The following is a 21,018-nucleotide window of genomic DNA, read 5'->3' as shown; positions in this document are numbered from 1 at the left end:
GTCAGCGCGCCGCCACGGGAAACAGGCCCCTCGGCCTGAAAATGAGGACAAGGGCCATCAATACGTAGATTCCCATCGAGGACAGAGCCGCCCCCATGCCGGATGCCTCGGCGGGCGGCAGAAACAGGCCGAGCAGGTCGCGCAGGAAGACGCGGCCGAGCGTATCCACCAGGCCGACGAGGATGGCACCGACGAAAGCGCCGCGCACCGACCCGATGCCACCGATAACGACGACGACGAAGGCGAGGATGAGGATCGATTCGCCCATGCCGACCTGGACCGAGACGAGCGGCCCGGCGAAGGCGCCGGCGAGACCGGCCAGCACGGAGCCGGCGGCAAACAAAACCGTATAGAGCAGCGAGATATTGACGCCGAGCGCCGAGACCATTTCGCGGTTGGTGGAGCCGGCGCGGATCAGCATGCCCATGCGGGTGCGCGAGATGAGCAGCCACAGCCCGACCGCGCCGATGAGACCGGCAAGAATGACGGCCAGGCGATAGACCGGATAGGGCGCGCCCGGCAGCAGTTCGACGGAACCCGACAGCGCCTCGGGCAGATCCATAAAAAGCGGCGTGCGCCCGAAGATCATCGTCACCGCCTCGTTGACGAACAGGATCAGGCCGAACGTAACCAGCACCTGGTCGAGGTGGTCGCGTTTGTAGAGCCGGCGCATCAAGAGCAGTTCCATCGCCGCGCCCGCCAGTGCGGCAGACAGTGCGGCGGCGATGAAGCCCAACAGGTAGGAGCCCGTCGCCATGGTGACGGCGGCACAGCTATAGGCGCCGATCATGTAGAGCGAACCGTGGGCGAGATTGATCACCCCCATGATGCCGAAGATCAGCGTCAGCCCGGCGGAGACCAGGAACAAGAACACGCCCAGTTGCAGGCCGTTCAAAAGCTGTTCGACAAACAGGAGCATGCCGTTGGAGTCCGTCGGGTTGGATCGTAGGTCAGCAAAAAGGGAGAGACGGCGCGCCGCCTCTCCCGTGAAGGATCAGGTGCTAGTCGAGTTTGCACTCGTCGCCATAGGGGTCGCCGTGATCCGACACGATCGTTTCCACGGTCGCCAGGTGCAACTTGCCGGCATCGTCCTTCTGCACTTCCAGCAGATACCAGTTCTGCCTGGGATGCTGATTGGGGGCAAACTTGAAGTCGCCGCGCACGGCGTCGAATTCGGCCTTGCGCAGCGCGGCGCGGAAGTCGTCGGCGGCCTCCGTCACCTTTCTACCGGTGGCCTTCAGCGCGCTGGCGATCAGCTGGGCGGCGTCATAACCCTGCGCGGCCCACGGGGTCGGCTCACGATCATAGGTCTCGCGGAAGGCCGCCACGAATGCCTTGTTGGCTTCGTTGTCGAGATCGGCGTTCCAGTGCGCGGTCGCCCGCATTCCCAGCGCCGCTTCACCGACACCGGCCAGGATGCGCGATTCCATCGAGACCATCGGCGCGATGATCGGCACCTCGCCCATCAGGCCTGCCTGCGAATACTGCTTGAGGAAATTGATGCTCAGCCCGCCGGGCAGGAAATAAAACACCACGTCCGGCTTGTCGGAACGGATTCGCGCGATCTCGGCGGCATAGTCGGTCTGGTTGAGCTGGGTGTAGATCTCGTCAACGATCTCGCCCTTGAAATAGCGCTTGAAGCCGGCGACGGCATCCTTGCCGGCCTGGTAGTTCGGCACCATGATCAGCGCGCTCTTGTGGCCGGCATTGTTGGCCGCGATGCCCGCCGTTTCATGCATGGCGTCGTTCTGCCAGGACGAGACGAAATAGTTTTCGTGGCAACCGGCACCGGCCATCGGCGACGGCCCGGCATTGGACGCAACGTAGAACCGGCCGTTGCTCAGGGCCACGGGCGCGACGACCGGCTGGACGTTGGAGAAAATGACGCCTGTCAAGATGGCGGCATTATCCCGGCGCACCATGCGTTCTGCGATCTGCTTGGCGTTGCCGGGGTTCAGACCGTCATCTTCCACAAGCAGCTCGATGGGCGTGCCGCCCAGCGTGCCGTCCTGCTGATCGATCGCCAGCTTGAAGCCGTCGCGCATGTCCTCGCCGAGATAGCCGGGCGGGCCCGAAAGCGTCGTGATCAGGCCGATCCGAACCGCATCCTCGGCGGCAGCCGATCCGACGAAAGTAAAGAACGCCGCGGCGACCGCGGCCAGACGTAGAGCAAGTTTCTGCATTTTCTCCTCACCGATTCCCAGCGGTATTCCGCATTGCGCCGGGAACTTAGTTTGTGCCCGTGAGCAAGCCAAACGTATTATGAGAATCAACGGGATTTCTTCCGCACAGCGGAATAAATCAGGAAATCCCGTTCCAAAATACCGCCTCCGGAAACCCCTTATAGTTGCATTTGTTTCGAGTCCGCAGCGTGGCGTCCGTTCGGCTTTTGCAAGGCAAAGGCATCGCACCTCGTATTTCCGCACAGCGGAAAGAAAATCCGGAAGTTGTCTTGACTTGCGTTTCACGGCGCTGCTTTGCTGAGACGGTGACGGCACACCCAGCAGAGAGCCATCTCCGCACCGTCCATCAGCAAATCACCACATGGGAGGTCCGGACCAATGAAACGTCTTACTCTTGCTGCGGCTGTTGCCGCCGCGGCCTTGACACTCTCCGCGTCGACCGCGCGCGCGGAAACGATGACCATGCTTTCGAGCTGGGACGAGAGCTACAACGCCGTCCCGGTCTTTGCGCAGGAGTTCGCCAAGCGGCTCACCGAAAAATCGAACGGCGAGATCACCGTTGAGATGCGCGGTCCCGAGACGGTCCCGCCGTTCGAGCAGCTGCAGCCGGTATCGGCCGGGCTGTTCAACATGCTTTTCACGCACGGCGCCTACCATCTTGGCGAAACAGCGATGGCCTTCGGCATGGATGCGGTCGAGGACGATCCGGTCGCGCGGCGCGAAAGCGGCGTCTACGACGTGATCGACGCGCACTACCAGAAGCGCAACCTGAAGCTGATCGGCGTCTTCTCGGCGGCTTCCGGCTACCACATCCTGCTCAAGCAGCCGATCGGCGAGGACGGCGGGCTTGAAGGCCGCAAGATCCGCGCGTCCGGCACCTATCACGACCTGGTCAACGAGCTCGGCGGCTCGGTGGTTACCCTGCCCGCAAGCGAGATCTACTCCTCGCTGGAGCGCGGCGTGGTCGACGGTGCCGCCTGGCCGGTCTTCGGCGCCATGGACTACAAGTGGTACGAGGTGGCCGACTATATGACGCGTCCGACCTTCGGCGTCACCAACCTGTCGCTGTTCATGAACCTCGACAGCTGGAACGGCCTTACGCCCGAGCAGCAGACGCTCGTGACGGAGATCGCCAAGGAACTCGAGGTCGAAGGCCGCACCCATTTCGAGGCGCTGTGGGCCAAGGAGGACAAGGCGATGCAGGATGCGGGGCTCGCGCCAACCGAGTTCGGCCCGCAGACCGCGGAACGCATCGACGCCATCTTTGCCGCGGGCGTGTGGAAACAGGTGGAGGAAAAGGCCGGAGACGACGGCAAAGCCTTCCACGCCCTTGCGCTTGAAAAGCAGCTGACTGCCGAGTGAACCCGGTCCTTTCCATGCGGCGGTTGTTGCGGGCGCACGATGCGCTGACCGATGTGAGCTTCTGGGGGGCGGCCTTCGCGGTCGCCTACCTGGCGCTCGTCACCGCCTGGGAAGTGTTCGGCCGCTATGCGCTGCAGGCGCCCAGCGACTGGGCGCCTGACACCGCCTCCATCGCCTTTGCCATGATCACCTTCCTTGCCGCGCCCATGGCGACGCGCCAAGTGGACCATGCCCGCATGAGCTTCCTCATCGACAAGCTGCCGCAGCGCCTGGGTGTGTGGACCAACCGGGTGGTGTTTGCGGTCGCCGCGGCAACGTGCCTGATCTGCGCCTGGTACGGCACGCTGGAGGCGGCACGGCAGGTCTCGCGCGGCGTCAAGATGATCGCGGTTACGCCGATCCCCAAATGGGTGGTCACCATCGTCATCGCCTACAGCCTGATCAGCATGGCGGCCTATTTCCTGCGGCACCTGGCGGCGACGTTTGCCGCGCCGGACCGGCAAAGCTAGCGGAGCGTCACGATGACCTGGTGGATGTTCCTGTCCGGTTCCTTCGTCATGCTGCTCGTGCTGTTCGCCACGGGCCTGCCGATCTTCCTGTCGTTCCTGCTGCTCAATCTCGCGGCGCTTTTCCTGCTCACGGGCAGCTTCGGCGGCGTGCTCCTGATCATCAACTCGATGTTCGATACCGGCACCAGCTTCTCCCTGGCCGCCATTCCGCTGTTCATCCTGCTGGGCGAAATCCTGTTCCGTTCCGGCGCGGTCAACATCCTGTTTAACGCCGTCGACGCGCTGATTGGCAATATCCGCGCCCGCCTCTATGCGGTGGCGATCGTGCTGTCGACCATCTTCGGCGCCTTGTCGGGATCGGCCATGGCGGTTGCCGCCATGATGGGATCGTCGCTGCTCCCGGAGATGCGCGCGCGCGGCTATGATCGCGATCTGTCAATCGGCGCGCTGCTTGCCGGTTCAAGCCTGGCGCCGATCATCCCGCCAAGCGTGATGGCGGTGGTGCTCGGCATCCTTTCGAAGGTCTCCATCGCCGCGCTGCTGATTGCCGGCATCCTGCCCGGCCTGCTGCTGGCGCTCGCCTTTTTCGTCTATCTGGTCATTCGCGGACGCATCAACCCGGCGCTGGCGCCGATCAGCAACCGCACCGCCCTGCCCGGCCGCGAGCGCGCGGGGCTGGTGGCGCGCGCCCTGCCCTTCCTGCTGATCATCGCCGCCATTCTGGGCTTCATCCTGGCCGGCATCGCCACGCCGACGGAGTCGGCCGCCGTCGGTTGCATCACGGCGATTGTCATCTGCGCCTTCTTTGCCGAACTCGATATCCGCAAGCTGATTGCCTGCCTGCGTTCGACGGCCAGCATCACCACCGTCATCACCATCATCATGGTCTCGTCGGTCTCGTTCAGCCAGGTGCTCAACATGAGCGGCGCGACGTTCAAGCTGGTCGCCGCCGTCACCGAGCTCAACCTGCCGCCGGCGGTGATGTTCGTGCTGCTGCAGATCCTGCCCTTCGTCTTGTGCATGTTCATCGACCAGATCGCGCTGATGATCATGCTGGTGCCGCTCTACGGCCCGATCGTAGAGGCGCTCGGCTTCGACCCGGTGTGGTTCTGGACCATCTTCCTCATCAACATGTCGATCGGCGGCATCACGCCACCCTTCGGTTACACGCTTTTTGCCCTGCATGGCGTCACCAGGGACGTGCCGCTGCAGGCCATCTTCCGCGCGGTGATACCGTTCATCGGTATCTTCATCGTGGTGATTGCCCTGCTGGCGCTGTTTCCCGGCATCATTCTCTTCCTGCCCTCCTTCCTCTAAAAGGACGAGACCTCATGGACCTTGGTATTTCCGGCCTAACCGCCCTCCTTCTCGGCAGCACACAGGGGCTCGGCCTGTCCTGCGCGAAATCGCTTGCGCAAGCGGGCGTGCGCGTCGTGATCAACGGCCGCGACGCCGACAAGGCGAAACGGGCGGCAGCCGAAATCGACGGCGAAGCCTTCGCGGTCGCCGGCGACGTCAGCGAGCCGGCCGAACGCCGCCGCATCGTCGAGGAAGCCCGCCGGCTCGTCGGGCCGCTCTCCATCCTGGTGACCAACGCCGGCGGCCCGCCGCCCGGCCCGCTGGAAGGCCACAGCCACGAGGTCTGGCAAAAGGCGCTGGAGGGCAACATGCTGTCAGCCATCGATTTCGCCGGCCTGGTGCTGCCCGACATGCGCGCCGCCGGCTACGGCCGCATCGTCAACGTCACCTCGTTCACGGTGCGCGAGCCCTATCCGAACATGGGTCTGGCGACCGGCGTGCGCGCCGGCCTGACCGGCGCCATGGCGAGCCTGGCCCGCGAGGTGGCGCGCGACGGCATCACCGTCAACAACCTGCTGCCCGGCCTGATGGACACCGGCGCGCTGAAGCGCGTCTATGACGCGCAGGCCACGCGCGAGAACATCACGCCGCAGGCCGCCAAGGCGCGCATGGCCGAGAGCATACCCGCGGGCCGCCTCGGCGAAGCCGACGATTTCGGTCCCGTCTGCGGTTTCCTGTGCTCGCGGCTGGCCGGCTACATCACCGGACAGAACATAACCGTCGACGGCGGCCTTGTTCGCGCCCTGATCTGATTTACCGACACAGCGAAAGAGGTTTGCCCGCATGAGGGATATGAACGCGTCCGATTTGACGATAGGCGTGATTGGCGCCGGCGCCATGGGCACCGGCATCGCCCAGGTCGCCGCGACAGGCGGCATCACGGTGCGCCTGTTCGACACGCGCGAAGGCGCGGCGGCGGCTTCGTGCGGCAGCGTCGCCAAACGGCTGGCAAAACGGGCAAGCGAGGGAAAGATGCCGCAGGACGAGGCCGACGCGGCAAGCGCTCGCCTTCGGCCCGCCACGGCCTTGCAGGAGATGGCCGATTGCGCCGTGGTCATCGAGGCGATCATCGAGAACCTCGAGGTCAAGCAGGCGCTGTTTGCCGAGCTTGAAGCCATCGTCGCCGATGACGCCATCCTCGCCTCCAACACCTCCTCCCTGCCGATCGGCGCCATAGCGGCGAAACTCGGCCGGCGCGACCGCGTCGCGGGGCTTCACTTCTTCAACCCGGTTCCCGTCATGAAACTGGTGGAACTGATCCGCGCCCCGGAAACCACCGACGCGGTGATGGACGCGCTGCTGGCGCTCGGCAAGAGACTCGGCCGCACCCCCGTCGCGGTGAAGGACACGCCCGGTTTCCTGGTGAATTTCGGCGGCCGGGCCTACACCACCGAAGCGCTCGCCATCCTGCACGAGAACGTCGCCCGCCCCGAGCAGATCGACGCGGTCATGCGCGACGGTTTCGGCTTCCGTATGGGACCGTTCGAGCTGATGGATCTGACCGGGATGGATGTGAACTTCCCGGTGACGCACTTCGTGCACGAGAGCGCGTTCGGCGACCCGCGCCTGCGTTCCACGCCGCTGCACCGCTACATGCTGGAGACGGGCCAACTCGGCCGCAAGAGCGGGCGCGGCTTCTTTTCCTATGGCGAGGGCGACACGGTTCCCTCCGCCGATGCGCAGTCCGACGCGCCGGCGGCGCGGGCCGTTGTCGTACATGGCGGTGCGCCCGAGCTTGGCGAACTCGCGGCCGAATGCGGCGCGACCGTTCTTGATGCCGATGACGGCAAGGCCCCGATCCTGGCCGCCCCGGTCGGCGAGGACGCCACGGCCTATGCGGCGCGAAACGGTCTCGACCATCGCCGGCTGGTCTGCGTGGATACGATCCCCGACACCAGCAAGCGCGTGACGGTGATGACCGCCCCCGGCGCCGACGAGGCGGCGCGCGGATCGGTCATATCGCTCCTTGCAACGCGCCGCGCCGTGACGGCCATTGCCGATTCGTCCGGTTTCATCGGTCAGCGCATCGCCGCCATGGTCGCCAATCTCGGGTGCGAGATGGCGCAGACGGGCCTCGCCTCGCCTCCCGATATCGACCTCGCCATGCGCCTCGGCCTCAACTACCCTAAAGGTCCGCTGGAGCTCGCCGATGCAATCGGACCCGACGTCGTTTACCGCATTCTGGCGCAGGCTCAGGCACTTACCGGCGACGACCGCTATCGGCCCAGCCAGTGGCTGCGCCGTCGCGCCGCCCTCGGCCTGCCGGCGGCACACGCATAGGCTCCAGCCTCGTTCAGTTGGCCAGCAGCGCCGGCCCGAGCATGTTGGCGACCTCCTTCAAGGCGTCGGCCAGGGTCGTGCGCATGGTGTGTTCCGAGATCGAGCCCGTTGCCACGGGAATGGTGAGCGCGGCATATTCGCCCTGGCTGTGGATCGGCACGGATACGCCGCCAATGCCTGGGTTCCACAGGTTGCGCACGATGGCGGCACCGTCGCGCAGGCACTGGTTCAAGGCCAGGTTGAAGCTCTCAGGATCCTGTCCGGTTCGCGTCATCTCGGCGCGCACGCGCGCGGCGAGCATGCGCCGTTCGGCCTCGGGAAGCGCCGCGACCAATGCGATGCCGGCCGCCGAGACGGGGATGCGGAGGCGGCCTCCCGTGGCGAGGCGCACGGCAACCAGATTGGCCCCTTCGAACACCTCAACGAAGGTAATATGCAGCTTGTCGCGGATGGCCAGCGCCGCCGTCTCGCCCGTCGTGCGGCTGAGCTGCTGGAGGTGGGGCCGCGCCTGTTCAAGCAGCCGCATGCCGGCCAGTACCGGATAGCCGAGCGTGAGGTTTTTCGGCGTCAACTCGTAAGCGCGGTTGGGACGGCTAAGGCGTACATAGCCCATCACGCTCAGCGTATGGGTCAGCCGACTGACGGTCGACGGCGCCAGGCCCGTCATCTTGGCGAGATCGCCATTGGTCAACGGCATCTGCGCCCTGGACAAGGACTCCAGGACGGCCAACCCGCGTGCGAGCGCCTCGACAAACTGCCTGTCCTTGTCGCTCATTGTCCCTCCCGGAAATTTCCGCAGTGCGGAAACGGGTTCCGCAAATTCCGATTGCAGCATGCCGATTTTTTTCTGAATGTCATCCCGCAATTGGCGCAGGATAATCACCCTCGGGATAACCGTCCGCATCGACACTCGCCAATGGACGGATACAGCAAATCAAGGAGAATGCGGCCATGCTAACGGGCGACATGCTACGCCGTTCGGCTGAGCGCTTTCCGCAGAAGCCGGCGATCCTGTGGGACGATCAATCGCTGAGCTACAGCGAACTCGACCGCGCGGCCAACCAACTGGCCAACGCGCTGATCGCCAAGGGCCTTACCAAGGGCGCCAAGGTCGGCATCATCAGCCGCAACCGCACCGAATACGGCATCGCCTTCTTCGGTGTCGCGCGTTCCGGCGCCGTGATCGTCAACGTTTCAGTGCTCTATGCGCCGGAAGAACTGGCCTATGTGCTCGCCAAGGCGGATATCGAACTGTTGTTCTACGAGGACATGTTTTCCGACAAGGTGGAAGCGGTCCGCGCCAAACTGCCGAAACTGAAACGGACCGTGCGCATCGGCGGCGACGGCGAAGACGCGTTCCGCGGTTTTTATGCCGACGCGCCCGCAAGCCTGCCCGACATCGAGATAAACGAGGACGATCCGTTCTGCATGACCTATACGGGCGGCACGACCGGGCGTCCGAAAGGCGTTTTGTGCAGCCACCGCAACCGCATGATCACCGCGCACACGGTGATGGTGGAAGAGGCGATCGACGAACGCGACGTGGTCGGCATCGTCACGCCGCTGTTCCACGTGGCGGCGCTGAACATCATGTTCCAGCCGGCGATCCTTGCGGGTGCGACGACAACGCTTCTCAGCAAGTGGCATCCCGCCGATTTCGCCGCCATGGCGAAACGCACCGGCATGACGGCCGCCTTCATGGTGCCGACGCAGGTTTCCATGGTGGTGTCCGATGCCGAGTTCGACGCGTCGAACTTCGCCACCTGGCGCAAGCTCTCATTCGCCGGCGCGCCGATGCCCGACTGGGTGCAGATGGAGATGCTGAAGCTGCTGCCCGACGTGAAAATGACGCAGATCTACGGCCAGTCGGAAATGGGCGTCCTCACCTCGCTGCGCCACTGGTACCTGCCCGAAAAGCTCGGCTCGATCGGCCGCCAGGCCTATAATGTGGACGTTGCGGTCATCGACGGCGAAGGCCGCCCCGTCGCGCCCGGCGAGATCGGCGAGATCGTCTCGCGCGGCGAAAACGTCATGCTGGAATACTACAACGAACCGGAGCAGACGGCGGGGTTCTGGAAGCATGGCTGGGCGCATACCGGCGATGTCGGCACCATCGACGCCGACGGCTTCATCACGCTGGTCGACCGCTCCAAGGATATGATCATTTCCGGCGGCGAGAACATCTATCCCAAGGAGATCGAGAACGCGATCTACGATCACGAAGCGGTCGCGGAATGCGCCGTGTTCGGCATACCGGACGATAAATGGGGCGAGGTGCCGGCGGCCTATGTGTTGCTGAAAACAGGCGCGACGCTCGACGAGGACGAACTGGTCGAGCATTGCGCCGCGCGGCTGGCCCGCTTCAAGCGCCCTCACATCGTCAAGGTGGTCGATTCCTTCCCCAAGACGCCGATCGGCAAGATCCAGAAGAACATTCTGCGCGAGCCCTATTGGAAAGACAGAGAGAAAAAAATATGAGCGACCGTTACGCCAAGTACCAGCGCCTGAAATTCGACTGGCCCGAAGAGCGTATCCTGCGCGTTACCATGGAAAATCCCGGCCGGCTCAACTCCGCCGACCGGATCATGCATGGCGAACTCGTCGAGGTGTGGCGCGATATCGACAGCGATCCCAACGTCAGCGCGGCGATCATCCGTGGCGCGGGCAATGCGTTTTCGGCCGGGGGCGATCTCGATCTCGTGCAGGAGATGACCGAGGATTTCGACACGCTGACACGTGTGTGGAAGGAAGCCCGCGACCTCGTCTACAATCTGGTCAATTGCTCAAAGCCGCTTGTCTCCGCCATGGAAGGCCCGGCTGTCGGCGCGGGACTCGTCGCCGGCCTGCTGGCCGACATCTCCATCGCCTCGCGTTCTGCCCGCATCATCGACGGCCATACCCGCCTGGGTGTCGCCGCCGGCGACCATGCGGCCATCGTGTGGCCGCTGCTGTGCGGTCTCGCCAAGTCCAAATACTACCTGATGCTGTGCGAGCCGGTAAGCGGCGAGGAAGCCGAGCGTATCGGCCTCGTCTCGCTGTGCACGGAACCGGAAGACCTGCACGACAAGGCGCTGGAGGTGGCGCGCAAGCTTGCCGCGGGGTCCCCGACCGCCATGCGCTGGACCAAATATGCGCTCAACAACTGGCTTCGCATGGCCGGCCCCACCTTCGACACCTCGCTGGCGCTCGAATTCATGGGTTTCAAGGGACCGGACGTCAAGGAAGGGCTCGCTTCGCTGCGCGAGAAGCGCAAGCCGACCTTCACCACCAAATGCCCGCTGTGACGCCCCCCATGCAGGAAGCCTTTATCTGCGCCGGCATACGCACGCCGATCGGCCGCTACGGCGGCGCGCTGTCGGCCGTGCGTCCCGACGATCTCGCGACGGTGCCGCTCCGCGCCCTGATGGAGCGTCACACCTCCGTCGACTGGGAAGCGGTCGACGACGTCATCCTCGGCTGCGCCAACCAGGCAGGCGAGGACAACCGCAACGTGGCGCGCATGGCGGTATTGCTGGCGGGACTGCCGCAAAGCATTCCCGGCACCACCGTCAACAGGCTGTGCGGCTCCGGCCTCGATGCCGTCGGCATTGCGGCGCGCGCGATCCGTGCCGGCGACGCCGATCTCGTCATCGCCGGCGGCGTGGAATCCATGTCGCGCGCACCCTTCGTCATGGGCAAGGCGGAAACGCCATTCTCGCGCAAGGCGGAAATCTTCGACACGACCATTGGCTGGCGCTTCGTCAATCCGCTGCTCAAGCAGCAATACGGCATCGATTCCATGCCCGAGACCGCCGAGAACGTCGCAGAGGACTACGCCGTTTCGCGCGCCGATCAGGATGCGTTTGCCCTTCGCAGCCAGCAACGCGCGCTGAAGGCCCAGGCTTCCGGGCGCCTCGCCCGCGAGATCGTTGCCGTCTCCATTCCCCAGCGCAAGGGCCCGGCGATAACCGTGACCGCCGACGAGCATCCGCGCGAAACCAGCCTGGAAAAACTCGCCGGCCTGTCGACGCCGTTCCGGGCCGGCGGCAGCGTGACGGCCGGCAACGCGTCAGGCGTCAATGACGGCGCGGCCGCACTGATTATCGCCTCCGAAGCCGCCGCAAAGAAGCATGGCCTGACCCCGGTCGCCCGCATTCTCGGCCTCGCGGCCGCCGGCGTGCCGCCGCGCATCATGGGAATCGGCCCGGAGCCGGCCAGCCGCAAACTGCTCGACCGCCTCGGCCTCACCATCGCCGACATGGATGTCGTCGAGCTCAACGAGGCCTTCGCCGCGCAGTCCCTTGCCGTGCTGCGGCAACTGGGCCTTCCCGACGACGCCGATCACGTCAATCCCAATGGCGGCGCGATCGCGCTCGGCCACCCGCTCGGCATGTCGGGCGCGCGCCTTGCGCTGACCGCGACCCAGGAGCTGACGGAACGCAAGGCCAAGCGGGCGCTGTGCACCATGTGCATCGGCGTCGGACAGGGCATCGCCATGGCACTGGAGCATGTGGGATGAGCGACATCGTTCTGCTTGAAAGGCCGAGCCCGGCCATCGCAATCGTCAGGCTCAATCGCCCCCAGGTGCGCAACGCGCTCAATCTCGCCGTGCGCCAGGACATGGCGGAAATTTTCCGCTCTTTCGTCGACGACACCGATTTGCGTTGCGTTATCCTGACGGGCGACCAGGACAGCTTTGCCGCCGGCGCCGACATACTCGACATGTCGCAGATCGACGCCGTCACCATGTACAAGCGTCATACCGAGCGGCTTTGGGAAGCGGTCGGCGACTGCCCGGTTCCCGTGATTGCCGCCGTCAGCGGCTTTGCGCTGGGCGGCGGGCTGGAACTTGCAATGCATGCCGACATCATCGTTGCGGGGCGCAGCGCCCGGCTCGGACAGCCCGAGGTCAAAGTCGGGATCATGCCGGGCGCCGGCGGAACGCAGCGCCTGACCCGCGCGGTCGGCAAGTTCCGCGCCATGCTGCTTTGCCTTACCGGCAAGCTGATCGATGCCGAGGAAGCCTATGCGATGGGCCTGGTCAGCGAAGTGGTCGACGACGACCAGGTGATGACGCGCGCCACGGAACTTGCCGGACAGATCGCCAAACTGCCGCCGATCGCGGTTGCACAGATCAAGGAACTGATCCTGCTTGGGCCCGACGCGCCGCTGCAGACGGCGCTGGCGATGGAACGCAAGGCGGTGCAATTGCTGTTTGCCACCAGCGACAAGCAGGAAGGCATGCAGGCCTTCCTGGAGAAGCGCAAACCGAATTTCATCGGTTCGTGACGCTGCAGCGGGGCCGGCGCCTACAATGCCGGCCTCGGGTTTGGTCTTGAACCGGAACTGTTTGACCGCCGGGATTTCTGTTCTGGCAAGGAGCGTGCGGCGTGATCAGCACGCGCCGCGCAACGCCATAACGCGCGCGAAACGGCACGGTCCAACGATTGCGCCTGATAGCCGCAGCAACCATGGCGATTGTTTTCCCGATTTTTGAGGCGCCGACGCGGTTTTCCGATTGGAAAACCCGGCCCCGGCGTGGTTTTGCCTTGCCGCGCGCGACTGGCAAAAATAGTCTTCTGCCGCCGCCGACCTCCCGCGGCGAAACCAATAACAGAGGGCAAGACATGATCGGCACCTATTCGCGCATCCTCGCCGGCGCCGCCTGCGCGGCGGCCATGCTGGCAGCAGGCCCGGCAGCGGCGCAGTCCAAGACGCTGACGATTTCCTGGTGGGGCTTCAACGGCGACAAGCTGAACGAGTACATCGTCCAGCCGTTCCAGAAACAATGCGGCTGCGAACTCGTTTTCGAGACCGGCAACAACGCCGACCGGCTGAACAAGATCAAGATCCGCAGCGGCGGCGGCGTCGACGTCGCTTATTTCACCGATTCCTATTCGCAGATCGGCATCGAGGAAGGCCTGTTCCAGCCGATCGACCGCTCGAAGATTCCCAACATTGACGGGCTTTACGAGATGGCGCAGGCGCCGCAGGGTGAATACGGCCCGGCCTATTCGATCGGCCGCGTGGGCATCGTCTACGATTCGGCCAAGGTCGAGCCGGCGATCACCCGCTGGAGCGATCTGTGGCGCGACGACCTGAAAGGCCAGATCTCGTTGCCCGGCATCACCACGACGGCCGGCCCGATGGTCGTCATGCTGGCCGGCGACAAGGCCGGCACCGACGCCTTCGAGGACGACGGCCCGGCCTTCGCCGAGATCGAGGCGCTGAAGCCGAACGTGGTCAAAAACTACAAGACCGGTTCGGAGATGATCAATCTGTTCTCGACCGGCGAAGTGACGGTGTCGCTCGCCCAGGATTTCGCGCTGGCGCAGTTGCAGGCGGCGGTGCCAACCGTGGTATGGGCCGATCTGGAAGATGGCGCGGTGGCGACGCTGAACACGGTCAACATCCCCAAGGGCGCCGAAAACGCCGAACTTGCGCATGAATTCATCAATTTCATCCTCGATCCCGAACTGCAAAAGACGCTCGCCGCCAACGGCGTCGACGCGCCGGTGGTAAAATCGGTCGAGCTGACGCCGGAACAGGCCAAGCAGTGGACCTATGGCGCGGCAATGATCGACAATCTCAAACGGGTCGACTACGCCAAGATGAACGCCGCCAAGAAGGGTTGGATCGACCGCTGGAACGAAGTCTTCGGCATGTAAGGACGACATTCGTTCGCTGCTTGCGTCAAGACGCGACGCGGGTGTGGTGAGCGGAACGGGGACGGCCTGGCGTCAGCCCCTCCCCTTCCGCCACCTCAGCGTGCCGCAGCAGGCAGCGTCCGCACCCAGCCCGTCAAGGCTCTACTAGAACGCGGAAATCCCGACCATGCCCAAACGTTTCGCCGGCTGGATACTCGCCTTTCCCGCGACCATGCTGGTGGCGCTGTTCCTGCTGGTTCCGGTCACGCTGACGATCGCCACCACGTTCGGCGACGGGTCGGGTCCGATCGCGCCCTATCTCGACTTCTTCAACAGCGGCTTCCGCCGCACGGTCTTGTGGCGCACCCTCGAGGTCTCGCTGGCGACGACGGCGATCTCGCTCGTCCTGGGTTTCCTGACCGCCTATGTGGTGTCGCGCGCGCCCGGCCGGCTGAAAAGCATCCTGATCATCGCCGCCGTGTTCCCGCTCCTGACCGGCGTGGTGGTGCGGTCCTTCGCCTGGCTGATCATTCTGGGCAAGAACGGCATTTTGAACAATTTCCTCACCTGGATCGGCGTTATCGGCGAACCGCTGTCGATGCTCTATACGGAAGGGTCGGTGATCGTCGCGATGGTCTATCTGTTCACGCCGCTGATGATCCTGACCCTGGTCGGGGTGCTCGAGAACATCCCCGACGACGTCATCCAGGCCTCCGCCTCGCTGGGCGCCACGCCGGCCGCCACGTTCCGGCAGATCATTTTCCCGCTCGCCGTGCCCGGCCTGATCGTCGGCGCGGTGCTGGTCTTCACCGGGTCCTTCACCTCCTACGCCACGCCGCAGCTTCTCGGCGGCGAGCGGCAGATGATGATGGGCACGCTGATGTACCAGGCCGCCATGGTCAATTTCGACTGGGTCAGCGCCTCCACCATCGCCACGATCATGGTCGTCATCACCGTGTCGGTGGTGCTGGCCATGACCCGCATCGCCAAGCGCCTCAACCCGATGACGACGTGATGAACACAACCATGCCCCGCTCTCTCGTCGCCTTCGCGGCGGTGGTCTATATCTTCCTGGTCGGGCCGCTGATCATCGTGATCGGCGCAGCCCTCAGCGATACCTCCTATCTGACCTTCCCGCCGCAGGGCCTGACGTTCAGATGGTTCGAGAACATTTTTGAAATCAGCGCGTTTCGCCGCACCATCGTGACCAGCATGGAGCTTGCCTTCCTGGCCACCGGCCTGGCGCTTCTGGTCGGCATTCCGGCCGCCTACGCGCTCAACCGCCACCGCATCCAGCTGCCGTCATGGCTGTCGACGGTGTTCGTGCTGCCGATCCTGGTGCCGGAAATCGTGCTCGGCTTCTCCTTGTTGAAGTCGGTCGCCGTCGGTGCCTCGCTGCCGATCTTTTTGTCGCTCCTGATCGGCCACACGCTGATCGTGCTGCCTTATTGCGTGCGGGTGATCTCGGCCAGCCTGTCCTCGTTCGACTTCTCGATCGAGGAAGCGGCGATCAGCCTCGGCAGCCGGCCGGCGAAGACCTTCTTCACCATCGTGCTGCCCAATGTGCGCTCGGGCGTGATCGCCGCCTTCATCCTGGCCTTCATCACCTCGATCAACGACGTGTCGACCTCGCTGTTTCTGACCGGGCCAGGCATCTCCACCCTGCCGATCCAGATTCTCGCCCATGTCGAGCAGTTCTTCGACCCGACGATCGCTTCCGTATCCGTTTTGCTGATGGTGCTGACCGTCGCCGTGATGGCGATCGTGGAACGCACGCTCGGCCTGACCTTCCTGACAAAGTAGACACGATGACCCAGCCGCTTTCCGTCGAAAACGTCACCGCCCATTACGGCACCACCAAGGTGCTGGAGGACCTGTCGCTGTCCGTCGCAGCCGGCGAACTGGTTTCGCTGCTCGGCGCGTCGGGCTGCGGCAAGACGACCACGCTGCGCCTGATCGCCGGTTTCCTGGAGCCGACTTCCGGCCAGATCACGCTCGGCGGCCGCGACCTGACCCGGCTGCCGGCCTACCGGCGCGACATCGGGCTGGTGTTCCAGAACTACGCCCTGTTTCCGCATCTGAGCGTGCTCGACAATGTCGCCTTCGGGCTCAAGCAGCGCGGCGTCGGCTCGAGCGAGCGCAACGGCAAGGCGCAGGCCATGCTCGAGCGCGTCGGCCTGTCGGGGTTGTCGGACCGCCTGCCCGGTGCGCTGTCGGGCGGCCAGAAGCAACGTGTGGCGCTGGCGCGCGCGCTCGTCATCGAGCCGCCGCTGTTGATGTTCGACGAGCCGCTATCCAATCTCGACGCCAAGCTCAGGATCGACATGCGCGTGGAGATCCGCCAGTTGCAGCGCGCCAACGGCACCACATCGGTCTATGTCACCCACGACCAGGAGGAGGCGTTTTCGATCTCCGACCGGGTGGCGATCATGAATGCCGGGCGCATCATGCAGTTCGACACGCCCGAAAATCTCTATCAGCGGCCGGCCAACGCCTTCGTCGCGCGTTTCGTCGGCTTCGAAAACCTGGTCGCGATGCGCGTCGTGGCGCGCGACGGCGACCAGGTGACGGCCGAGGCGGCCGGCGGCACCCGGCTCGAGCTCAGCCAGGCGCGGTTCGGCGCAATCCCCGACCGGTTCGTGCTGGCGACGCGGCCCGACGGGCTGGCCGTCAGCGCCGACCCGAACGCGCAGGGCATTCCCGCCAAGCTGGGGCTGCGCACCTATCTCGGACGCGCCTACCAGTATCAATGCGAAACCGAAGCCGGCCATCTGATCGCCAACGGCACGCTGTCGACGCCGCTGGAGCCCGGCAGTCCGGCGCGGCTGGTGCCGGTGCCCGACCAGTGCTGCGTGCTCGACGCGGAGTGATGGCCGGCGACGGCCCAGCAATACCGGCGCGCAAACCGCCCCAACCCGACCGGGACCGCCCATGACCCTGCTGATCACCAACGCCACGCTGCTGCCCTGCACGCCGGACATGCCGGTGATCGAGAACGGTTTCGTGCAGATCGAGGGCGAGACGATCACCGCGACGGGCGCCGGTCCCGCCCCGGCCATCGACGGCGCCGAAACGATCGACGTTGCCGGCGACATCGTCATGCCGGGCATGGTCAATCCGCATTGCCATATGGCGATGACGTTGTTTCGCGGCCTCGGCGAAGATGTCGACGACCGGCTCTATCGCTACGTGCTGCCGCTGGAACGCAAATTCGTCACGCCGGAGATGGTGCGGGCCGGCACAAGGCTCGCCGCGCTGGAGCTGATCGCCGGTGGCGTCACCACGGTGGCGGACATGTATTATTTCGAAACCGAGGTCGGCCGTGTGATCGACGAGGCCGGCATGCGCGGCGTGGTCGGGCAGACGATCGCCGATTTCGACCCGCCGGACCACGCCACCATCGACGCCGGCTTCGCGTTGACCGAAGAGCTTGTGGCCGAATTCGCAGGCCATGCGCGGGTGATCGCCTCGATCGCGCCGCACGCGCCCTATTCGACCGACATCGCGGTCATGAACCGGGTCGCGCGCTGGGCCGACGACCACCCCGGCGTGCCGGTGCAGATCCATCTGGCCGAGATGGATTCGGAAATGGCCTGGTGCGCCAAGAATCACGGGCTTCGTCCGGTCGAGGTAGTCGAGAAGGCGGGGTTGCTGCGCAAGGGGTTGATCTGCGCCCATTGCCTGCACGTGTCGCAAAGCGACATCGAAAAGATGGCGCGCGCCAAGGTCCGCGTTGCCCACAATGCGCGCTCCAACGCCAAGGCGGGCCGCGGCATCGCGCCGGTGGAAGCGATGCGGGCCGCCGGCCTGCCGGTCGGGATCGCCACAGACGGGCCGATGAGCGGCAATACGCTCGACCTGTTCTCGCAATTCGCGCCGGTTACCATGTTCCAGAAGCTTCTGGGCCACAGCCGCAAGCCGATGCCGGGCGTGGAGGTGATCCGCATGGCCACTGTCGAGGGTGCGCGCGTGCTTGGGCTCGACAAACGGATCGGCACGCTGGAGCCCGGCAAGCAGGCCGACCTGATCCGCATCGACATGACGGCCCCGCGCCTGCAGCCGGTCTACGATCCCTATGCAACCCTGGTGTTTTCGGCCATGCCGGACGATGTGCGCGACGTCATGGTGGCCGGATCGTGGCTGATGCGCGACCGCACGGTGCTGACGCTTGAACGCAAGCAGGTGCTACGCGACGCGCTGCAGGTGGCCGCCCGCTTCAAGGCCGAAATGACACGGATCGACGCCACCGTTTGAGGCTGGACCACGACAAGCCGGCGCGCTGGCCGGGCGCAGGCATTGCCCTCAGCGGCCCGCTCCGGCATGGATCGCCAAGGCGCCCCGCAATCGACAGGAGACGACAATGCCCGCCCCGACCGAACAACTCGATGCCGTGCTCGCGCATGTCGACGCCAATCTGGAACAAAGCCTGGAGCGGCTTTTCGCGTTGATCCGCATCCCCTCGGTCTCGACCGACCCGGCCTATGCCGACGACTGCCGGCGCGCGGCCGACTGGCTTGCCGGCACGCTCGCCGAGATCGGTTTTGAGGCATCGGCGCGGCCGACCGGGGGCCATCCGATGGTGGTCGGCCACGCGCCGGCGATGCCGGGGCCGCATGTGCTTTTTTACGGCCATTACGACGTGCAGCCGGTCGATCCGCTGCCGCTTTGGAATTCGGATCCGTTCGAGCCGACGCTGGTGCCGCAGGACAATGGCGACACCCATATCGTGGCGCGCGGCGCCTCCGATGACAAAGGTCAGTTGCTGACCTTCGTGGAAGCCTGCCGTGCCTGGCACGCGGTGGCGGGCGCCTTGCCGGTCCAGGTGTCGATGCTGTTCGAAGGCGAGGAGGAATCCGGCAGCGCCAGTCTCGGGCCGTTCCTCGACGAGACCGGGGCGGAGCTGAAGGCCGATGTCATGCTGGTGTGCGACACCGACATGTGGGACGACAAGACCCCGGCGATCACGACCATGCTGCGCGGCATCGTGCAGGAAGAAGTAACGGTGCGCTGCGCCAGCCGCGACCTGCATTCGGGCATGTTTGGCAACGCCGCGCGCAACCCGCTGCAGGTGCTGTCGGAGGCGATCGCGACGCTGCGGGCGCCGGACGGCAGCGTCACGCTGGACGGGTTTTACGATGGCGTCAAACCGCTGCCTGCCGACGTGGCTGAGCGCTGGAAACGGCTTCCCTTCGATGAAGAAGGGTTTTTGAAGGATATAGGCCTGTCGATCCCGGCCGGCGAGACTGGCTATTCGGTCCTGGAACAGGTCTGGGCGCGACCGTCCTGCGAGATCAACGGCCTGTGGGGCGGCTATACCGGCGACGGTTTCAAGACCGTCATCCCGGCCGAGGCACACGCCAAGATCTCGTTTCGCCTGGTTGCCGGCCAGGACCCCGAAAAAATCCGCGCCGCCTTCCGCGCCCATGTGCGCGCGCATGTGCCGGAGGATTGCAGCGTCGATTTCGTGGTCCATGGCGGCAGTTCGGCCACCGTGATGCCGATCGACAGCCCGTTGCTGCAAAAGGCGCTCGGGGCGTTGTCCGAGGAATGGAACTGCGAGGCGGCGGTCGCCGGCACCGGCGGTTCGATCCCGATCGCGACCGTCTTCAAGGACCGGCTCGGCATGGATTCACTGCTGGTCGGCTTTGCGAAGTTCGACAACCGTATCCACAGTCCGAACGAGAAATACGACCTGTCGAGCTATCACAAGGGCATCCGCTCCTGGGTGCGCATCCTCGCCGCCTTCGCCGCCGCGGAGACGGAAAGAGCGTGAGCGACAATCCGCCCCGGCCGGTGATCATCGACACCGATCCCGGCATCGACGACGCCATCGCCATCCTGGCCGCGCTCACCATGCCAGCCTTCGACATTCGCGGCGTGACCACGGTCGCCGGCAATATCGGCATCGAGACCACCACACGCAATGCCGGTCGCATCCTGGCGCTGGCCAGGCGTGGCGATATTCCGGTGATCGCCGGGGCGGTCGAGCCGCTGGCGCGCAAAGGTTTTGATACCGCCGAGATTCACGGCCGCGACGGGCTCGGCGGAGTGCCGTTTCCCGAACCCCATGCGCCGCCAGCCGGCACCGACGCCGCCGGCTGGATCGCAGCCACGCTGGACGCGGCTCAGCCCGGTACATTCGACATTCTGGCGCTCGGGCCGCTGACCAATCTGGCGCTTTTGCTGCGAGACCGGCCGGAAGCGGCACGGCGCGTCGGTCGCATCGTCGCGATGGGCGGGGCCATCGACGAACCCGGCAATATCGGGCCGCGCTCGGAATTCAACCTGGCCGCCGATCCGGAGGCGGCAGCCGCCGTGCTCGGCAGCGGGCTGCCGGTGACGCTGATCCCGCTCGACGTGACGCGCCGTGTGCGCGCCTCGCGCGCCTATGTGGCGTCGTTGCGCGCCGCCGGCACCCCGGCGGCGACCGTCTCCGCAGACCTGATCGAAGCCTATTTCACCACCACGACGGGCGGCGCCAGCCGGCCGCTGCACGATCCCTGCGTGATGCTGTTTGCGCTGCGCCCCGACCTGTTCGACTGCGAAGACCTCACCCTGTCGGTCGATACCGGAGGGGGACCCGACGCCGGCGCGCTTACGCCCGGCGAGGCGGACGCGCTCAGCGTAACGGTGGCGCTCGACGTCGACGCCGACAAGGCGCTCGCGCTCCTTGCCGACATGCTCGGGTAAGGCTGAGAC

Annotated in this window: 19 protein-coding genes; 16 read left to right on the top strand and 3 right to left on the bottom strand. The window is 65.2% G+C overall.

What is annotated here, in order from left to right:
- Position 1: 1 nt before the first annotated feature.
- Entirely contained in the window at positions 2 to 919 is a 918-nt protein-coding gene (locus ACT2B0_RS06695) for a branched-chain amino acid ABC transporter permease (protein ID WP_473462814.1), read from the bottom strand.
- An 82-nt stretch (positions 920 to 1,001) separates the two neighbouring features.
- Positions 1,002 to 2,273, bottom strand: a complete 1,272-nt coding sequence (locus ACT2B0_RS06690; RefSeq protein WP_473462811.1) for an ABC transporter substrate-binding protein — start codon at positions 2,271 to 2,273, stop codon at positions 1,002 to 1,004.
- A 366-nt stretch (positions 2,274 to 2,639) separates the two neighbouring features.
- Here ACT2B0_RS06690 and dctP point away from each other — a divergent pair, with 366 nt between their 5' ends.
- The 5 genes from dctP to ACT2B0_RS06665 are packed head-to-tail and all read left to right on the top strand — an operon-like array spanning position 2,640 to position 7,693.
- The gene (gene dctP, locus ACT2B0_RS06685) at positions 2,640 to 3,545 is read left to right on the top strand and encodes a TRAP transporter substrate-binding protein DctP (protein ID WP_473462808.1); all 906 of its coding nucleotides are present in this window, start codon (positions 2,640 to 2,642) and stop codon (positions 3,543 to 3,545) included.
- A gap of 14 nt (positions 3,546 to 3,559) precedes the next feature.
- The gene (locus ACT2B0_RS06680; protein ID WP_473462806.1) at positions 3,560 to 4,054 is read left to right on the top strand and encodes a TRAP transporter small permease; all 495 of its coding nucleotides are present in this window, start codon (positions 3,560 to 3,562) and stop codon (positions 4,052 to 4,054) included.
- Between the two features lie 12 nt (positions 4,055 to 4,066).
- On the top strand, positions 4,067 to 5,371 hold the full coding sequence (locus ACT2B0_RS06675) for a TRAP transporter large permease (RefSeq protein WP_473462803.1): 1,305 nt from the start codon (positions 4,067 to 4,069) through the stop codon (positions 5,369 to 5,371).
- 14 nt (positions 5,372 to 5,385) lie between these two features.
- Complete coding sequence (locus tag ACT2B0_RS06670; RefSeq protein ID WP_473462800.1) at positions 5,386 to 6,165, top strand: SDR family oxidoreductase; 780 nt, start codon at positions 5,386 to 5,388, stop codon at positions 6,163 to 6,165.
- A 31-nt stretch (positions 6,166 to 6,196) separates the two neighbouring features.
- A complete protein-coding gene (locus ACT2B0_RS06665) occupies positions 6,197 to 7,693 on the top strand; it encodes a 3-hydroxyacyl-CoA dehydrogenase (RefSeq protein ID WP_473462798.1) in 1,497 nt (498 codons plus the stop codon).
- A gap of 13 nt (positions 7,694 to 7,706) precedes the next feature.
- Here ACT2B0_RS06665 and ACT2B0_RS06660 read toward each other — a convergent pair whose 3' ends face one another.
- Entirely contained in the window at positions 7,707 to 8,468 is a 762-nt protein-coding gene (locus ACT2B0_RS06660; RefSeq protein ID WP_473462796.1) for an IclR family transcriptional regulator, read from the bottom strand.
- Positions 8,469 to 8,644: 176 nt separating this feature from the next.
- On the opposite strand from ACT2B0_RS06660, the gene ACT2B0_RS06655 reads away from it, so the two are divergent.
- The 11 genes from ACT2B0_RS06655 to ACT2B0_RS06605 all read left to right on the top strand — a co-directional run bounded on the left by ACT2B0_RS06655 (position 8,645) and on the right by ACT2B0_RS06605 (position 21,009).
- Entirely contained in the window at positions 8,645 to 10,171 is a 1,527-nt protein-coding gene (locus ACT2B0_RS06655) for a class I adenylate-forming enzyme family protein (RefSeq protein ID WP_473462793.1), read from the top strand.
- A complete protein-coding gene (locus tag ACT2B0_RS06650) occupies positions 10,168 to 10,977 on the top strand; it encodes an enoyl-CoA hydratase/isomerase family protein (protein WP_473462791.1) in 810 nt (269 codons plus the stop codon). Before ACT2B0_RS06655 ends, ACT2B0_RS06650 begins: the two co-directional genes overlap by 4 nt.
- Positions 10,978 to 10,985: 8 nt before the next feature.
- Complete coding sequence (gene pcaF / locus ACT2B0_RS06645) at positions 10,986 to 12,191, top strand: 3-oxoadipyl-CoA thiolase (protein WP_473462789.1); 1,206 nt, start codon at positions 10,986 to 10,988, stop codon at positions 12,189 to 12,191.
- A complete protein-coding gene (locus tag ACT2B0_RS06640; RefSeq protein WP_473462786.1) occupies positions 12,188 to 12,961 on the top strand; it encodes an enoyl-CoA hydratase-related protein in 774 nt (257 codons plus the stop codon). The genes pcaF and ACT2B0_RS06640 overlap by 4 nt, the downstream gene beginning before the upstream one ends.
- A gap of 338 nt (positions 12,962 to 13,299) precedes the next feature.
- Complete coding sequence (locus tag ACT2B0_RS06635) at positions 13,300 to 14,340, top strand: ABC transporter substrate-binding protein (protein ID WP_473462784.1); 1,041 nt, start codon at positions 13,300 to 13,302, stop codon at positions 14,338 to 14,340.
- A 166-nt stretch (positions 14,341 to 14,506) separates the two neighbouring features.
- Positions 14,507 to 15,334 (top strand): ABC transporter permease, encoded by an 828-nt coding sequence (locus ACT2B0_RS06630; RefSeq protein WP_473462781.1) that lies wholly within the window; start codon positions 14,507 to 14,509, stop codon positions 15,332 to 15,334.
- Positions 15,335 to 15,345: 11 nt separating this feature from the next.
- Complete coding sequence (locus ACT2B0_RS06625) at positions 15,346 to 16,122, top strand: ABC transporter permease (RefSeq protein ID WP_473462779.1); 777 nt, start codon at positions 15,346 to 15,348, stop codon at positions 16,120 to 16,122.
- Positions 16,123 to 16,127: 5 nt separating this feature from the next.
- Positions 16,128 to 17,189, top strand: coding sequence for an ABC transporter ATP-binding protein (locus ACT2B0_RS06620; RefSeq protein ID WP_473462776.1), 1,062 nt, complete (start codon positions 16,128 to 16,130; stop codon positions 17,187 to 17,189).
- A 61-nt stretch (positions 17,190 to 17,250) separates the two neighbouring features.
- Entirely contained in the window at positions 17,251 to 18,573 is a 1,323-nt protein-coding gene (locus ACT2B0_RS06615; RefSeq protein WP_473462774.1) for an amidohydrolase family protein, read from the top strand.
- A 106-nt stretch (positions 18,574 to 18,679) separates the two neighbouring features.
- Entirely contained in the window at positions 18,680 to 20,092 is a 1,413-nt protein-coding gene (locus ACT2B0_RS06610) for a dipeptidase (RefSeq protein WP_473462771.1), read from the top strand.
- Positions 20,089 to 21,009 (top strand): nucleoside hydrolase, encoded by a 921-nt coding sequence (locus ACT2B0_RS06605; protein ID WP_473462767.1) that lies wholly within the window; start codon positions 20,089 to 20,091, stop codon positions 21,007 to 21,009. Before ACT2B0_RS06610 ends, ACT2B0_RS06605 begins: the two co-directional genes overlap by 4 nt.
- Positions 21,010 to 21,018 lie beyond the last annotated feature (9 nt).

It is taken from the genome of Nitratireductor sp. J20-h4 (assembly GCF_056780505.1).
Note: the sequence above shows the minus strand (reverse complement) of the source record. Positions and strands in the feature narration are given on the sequence as shown.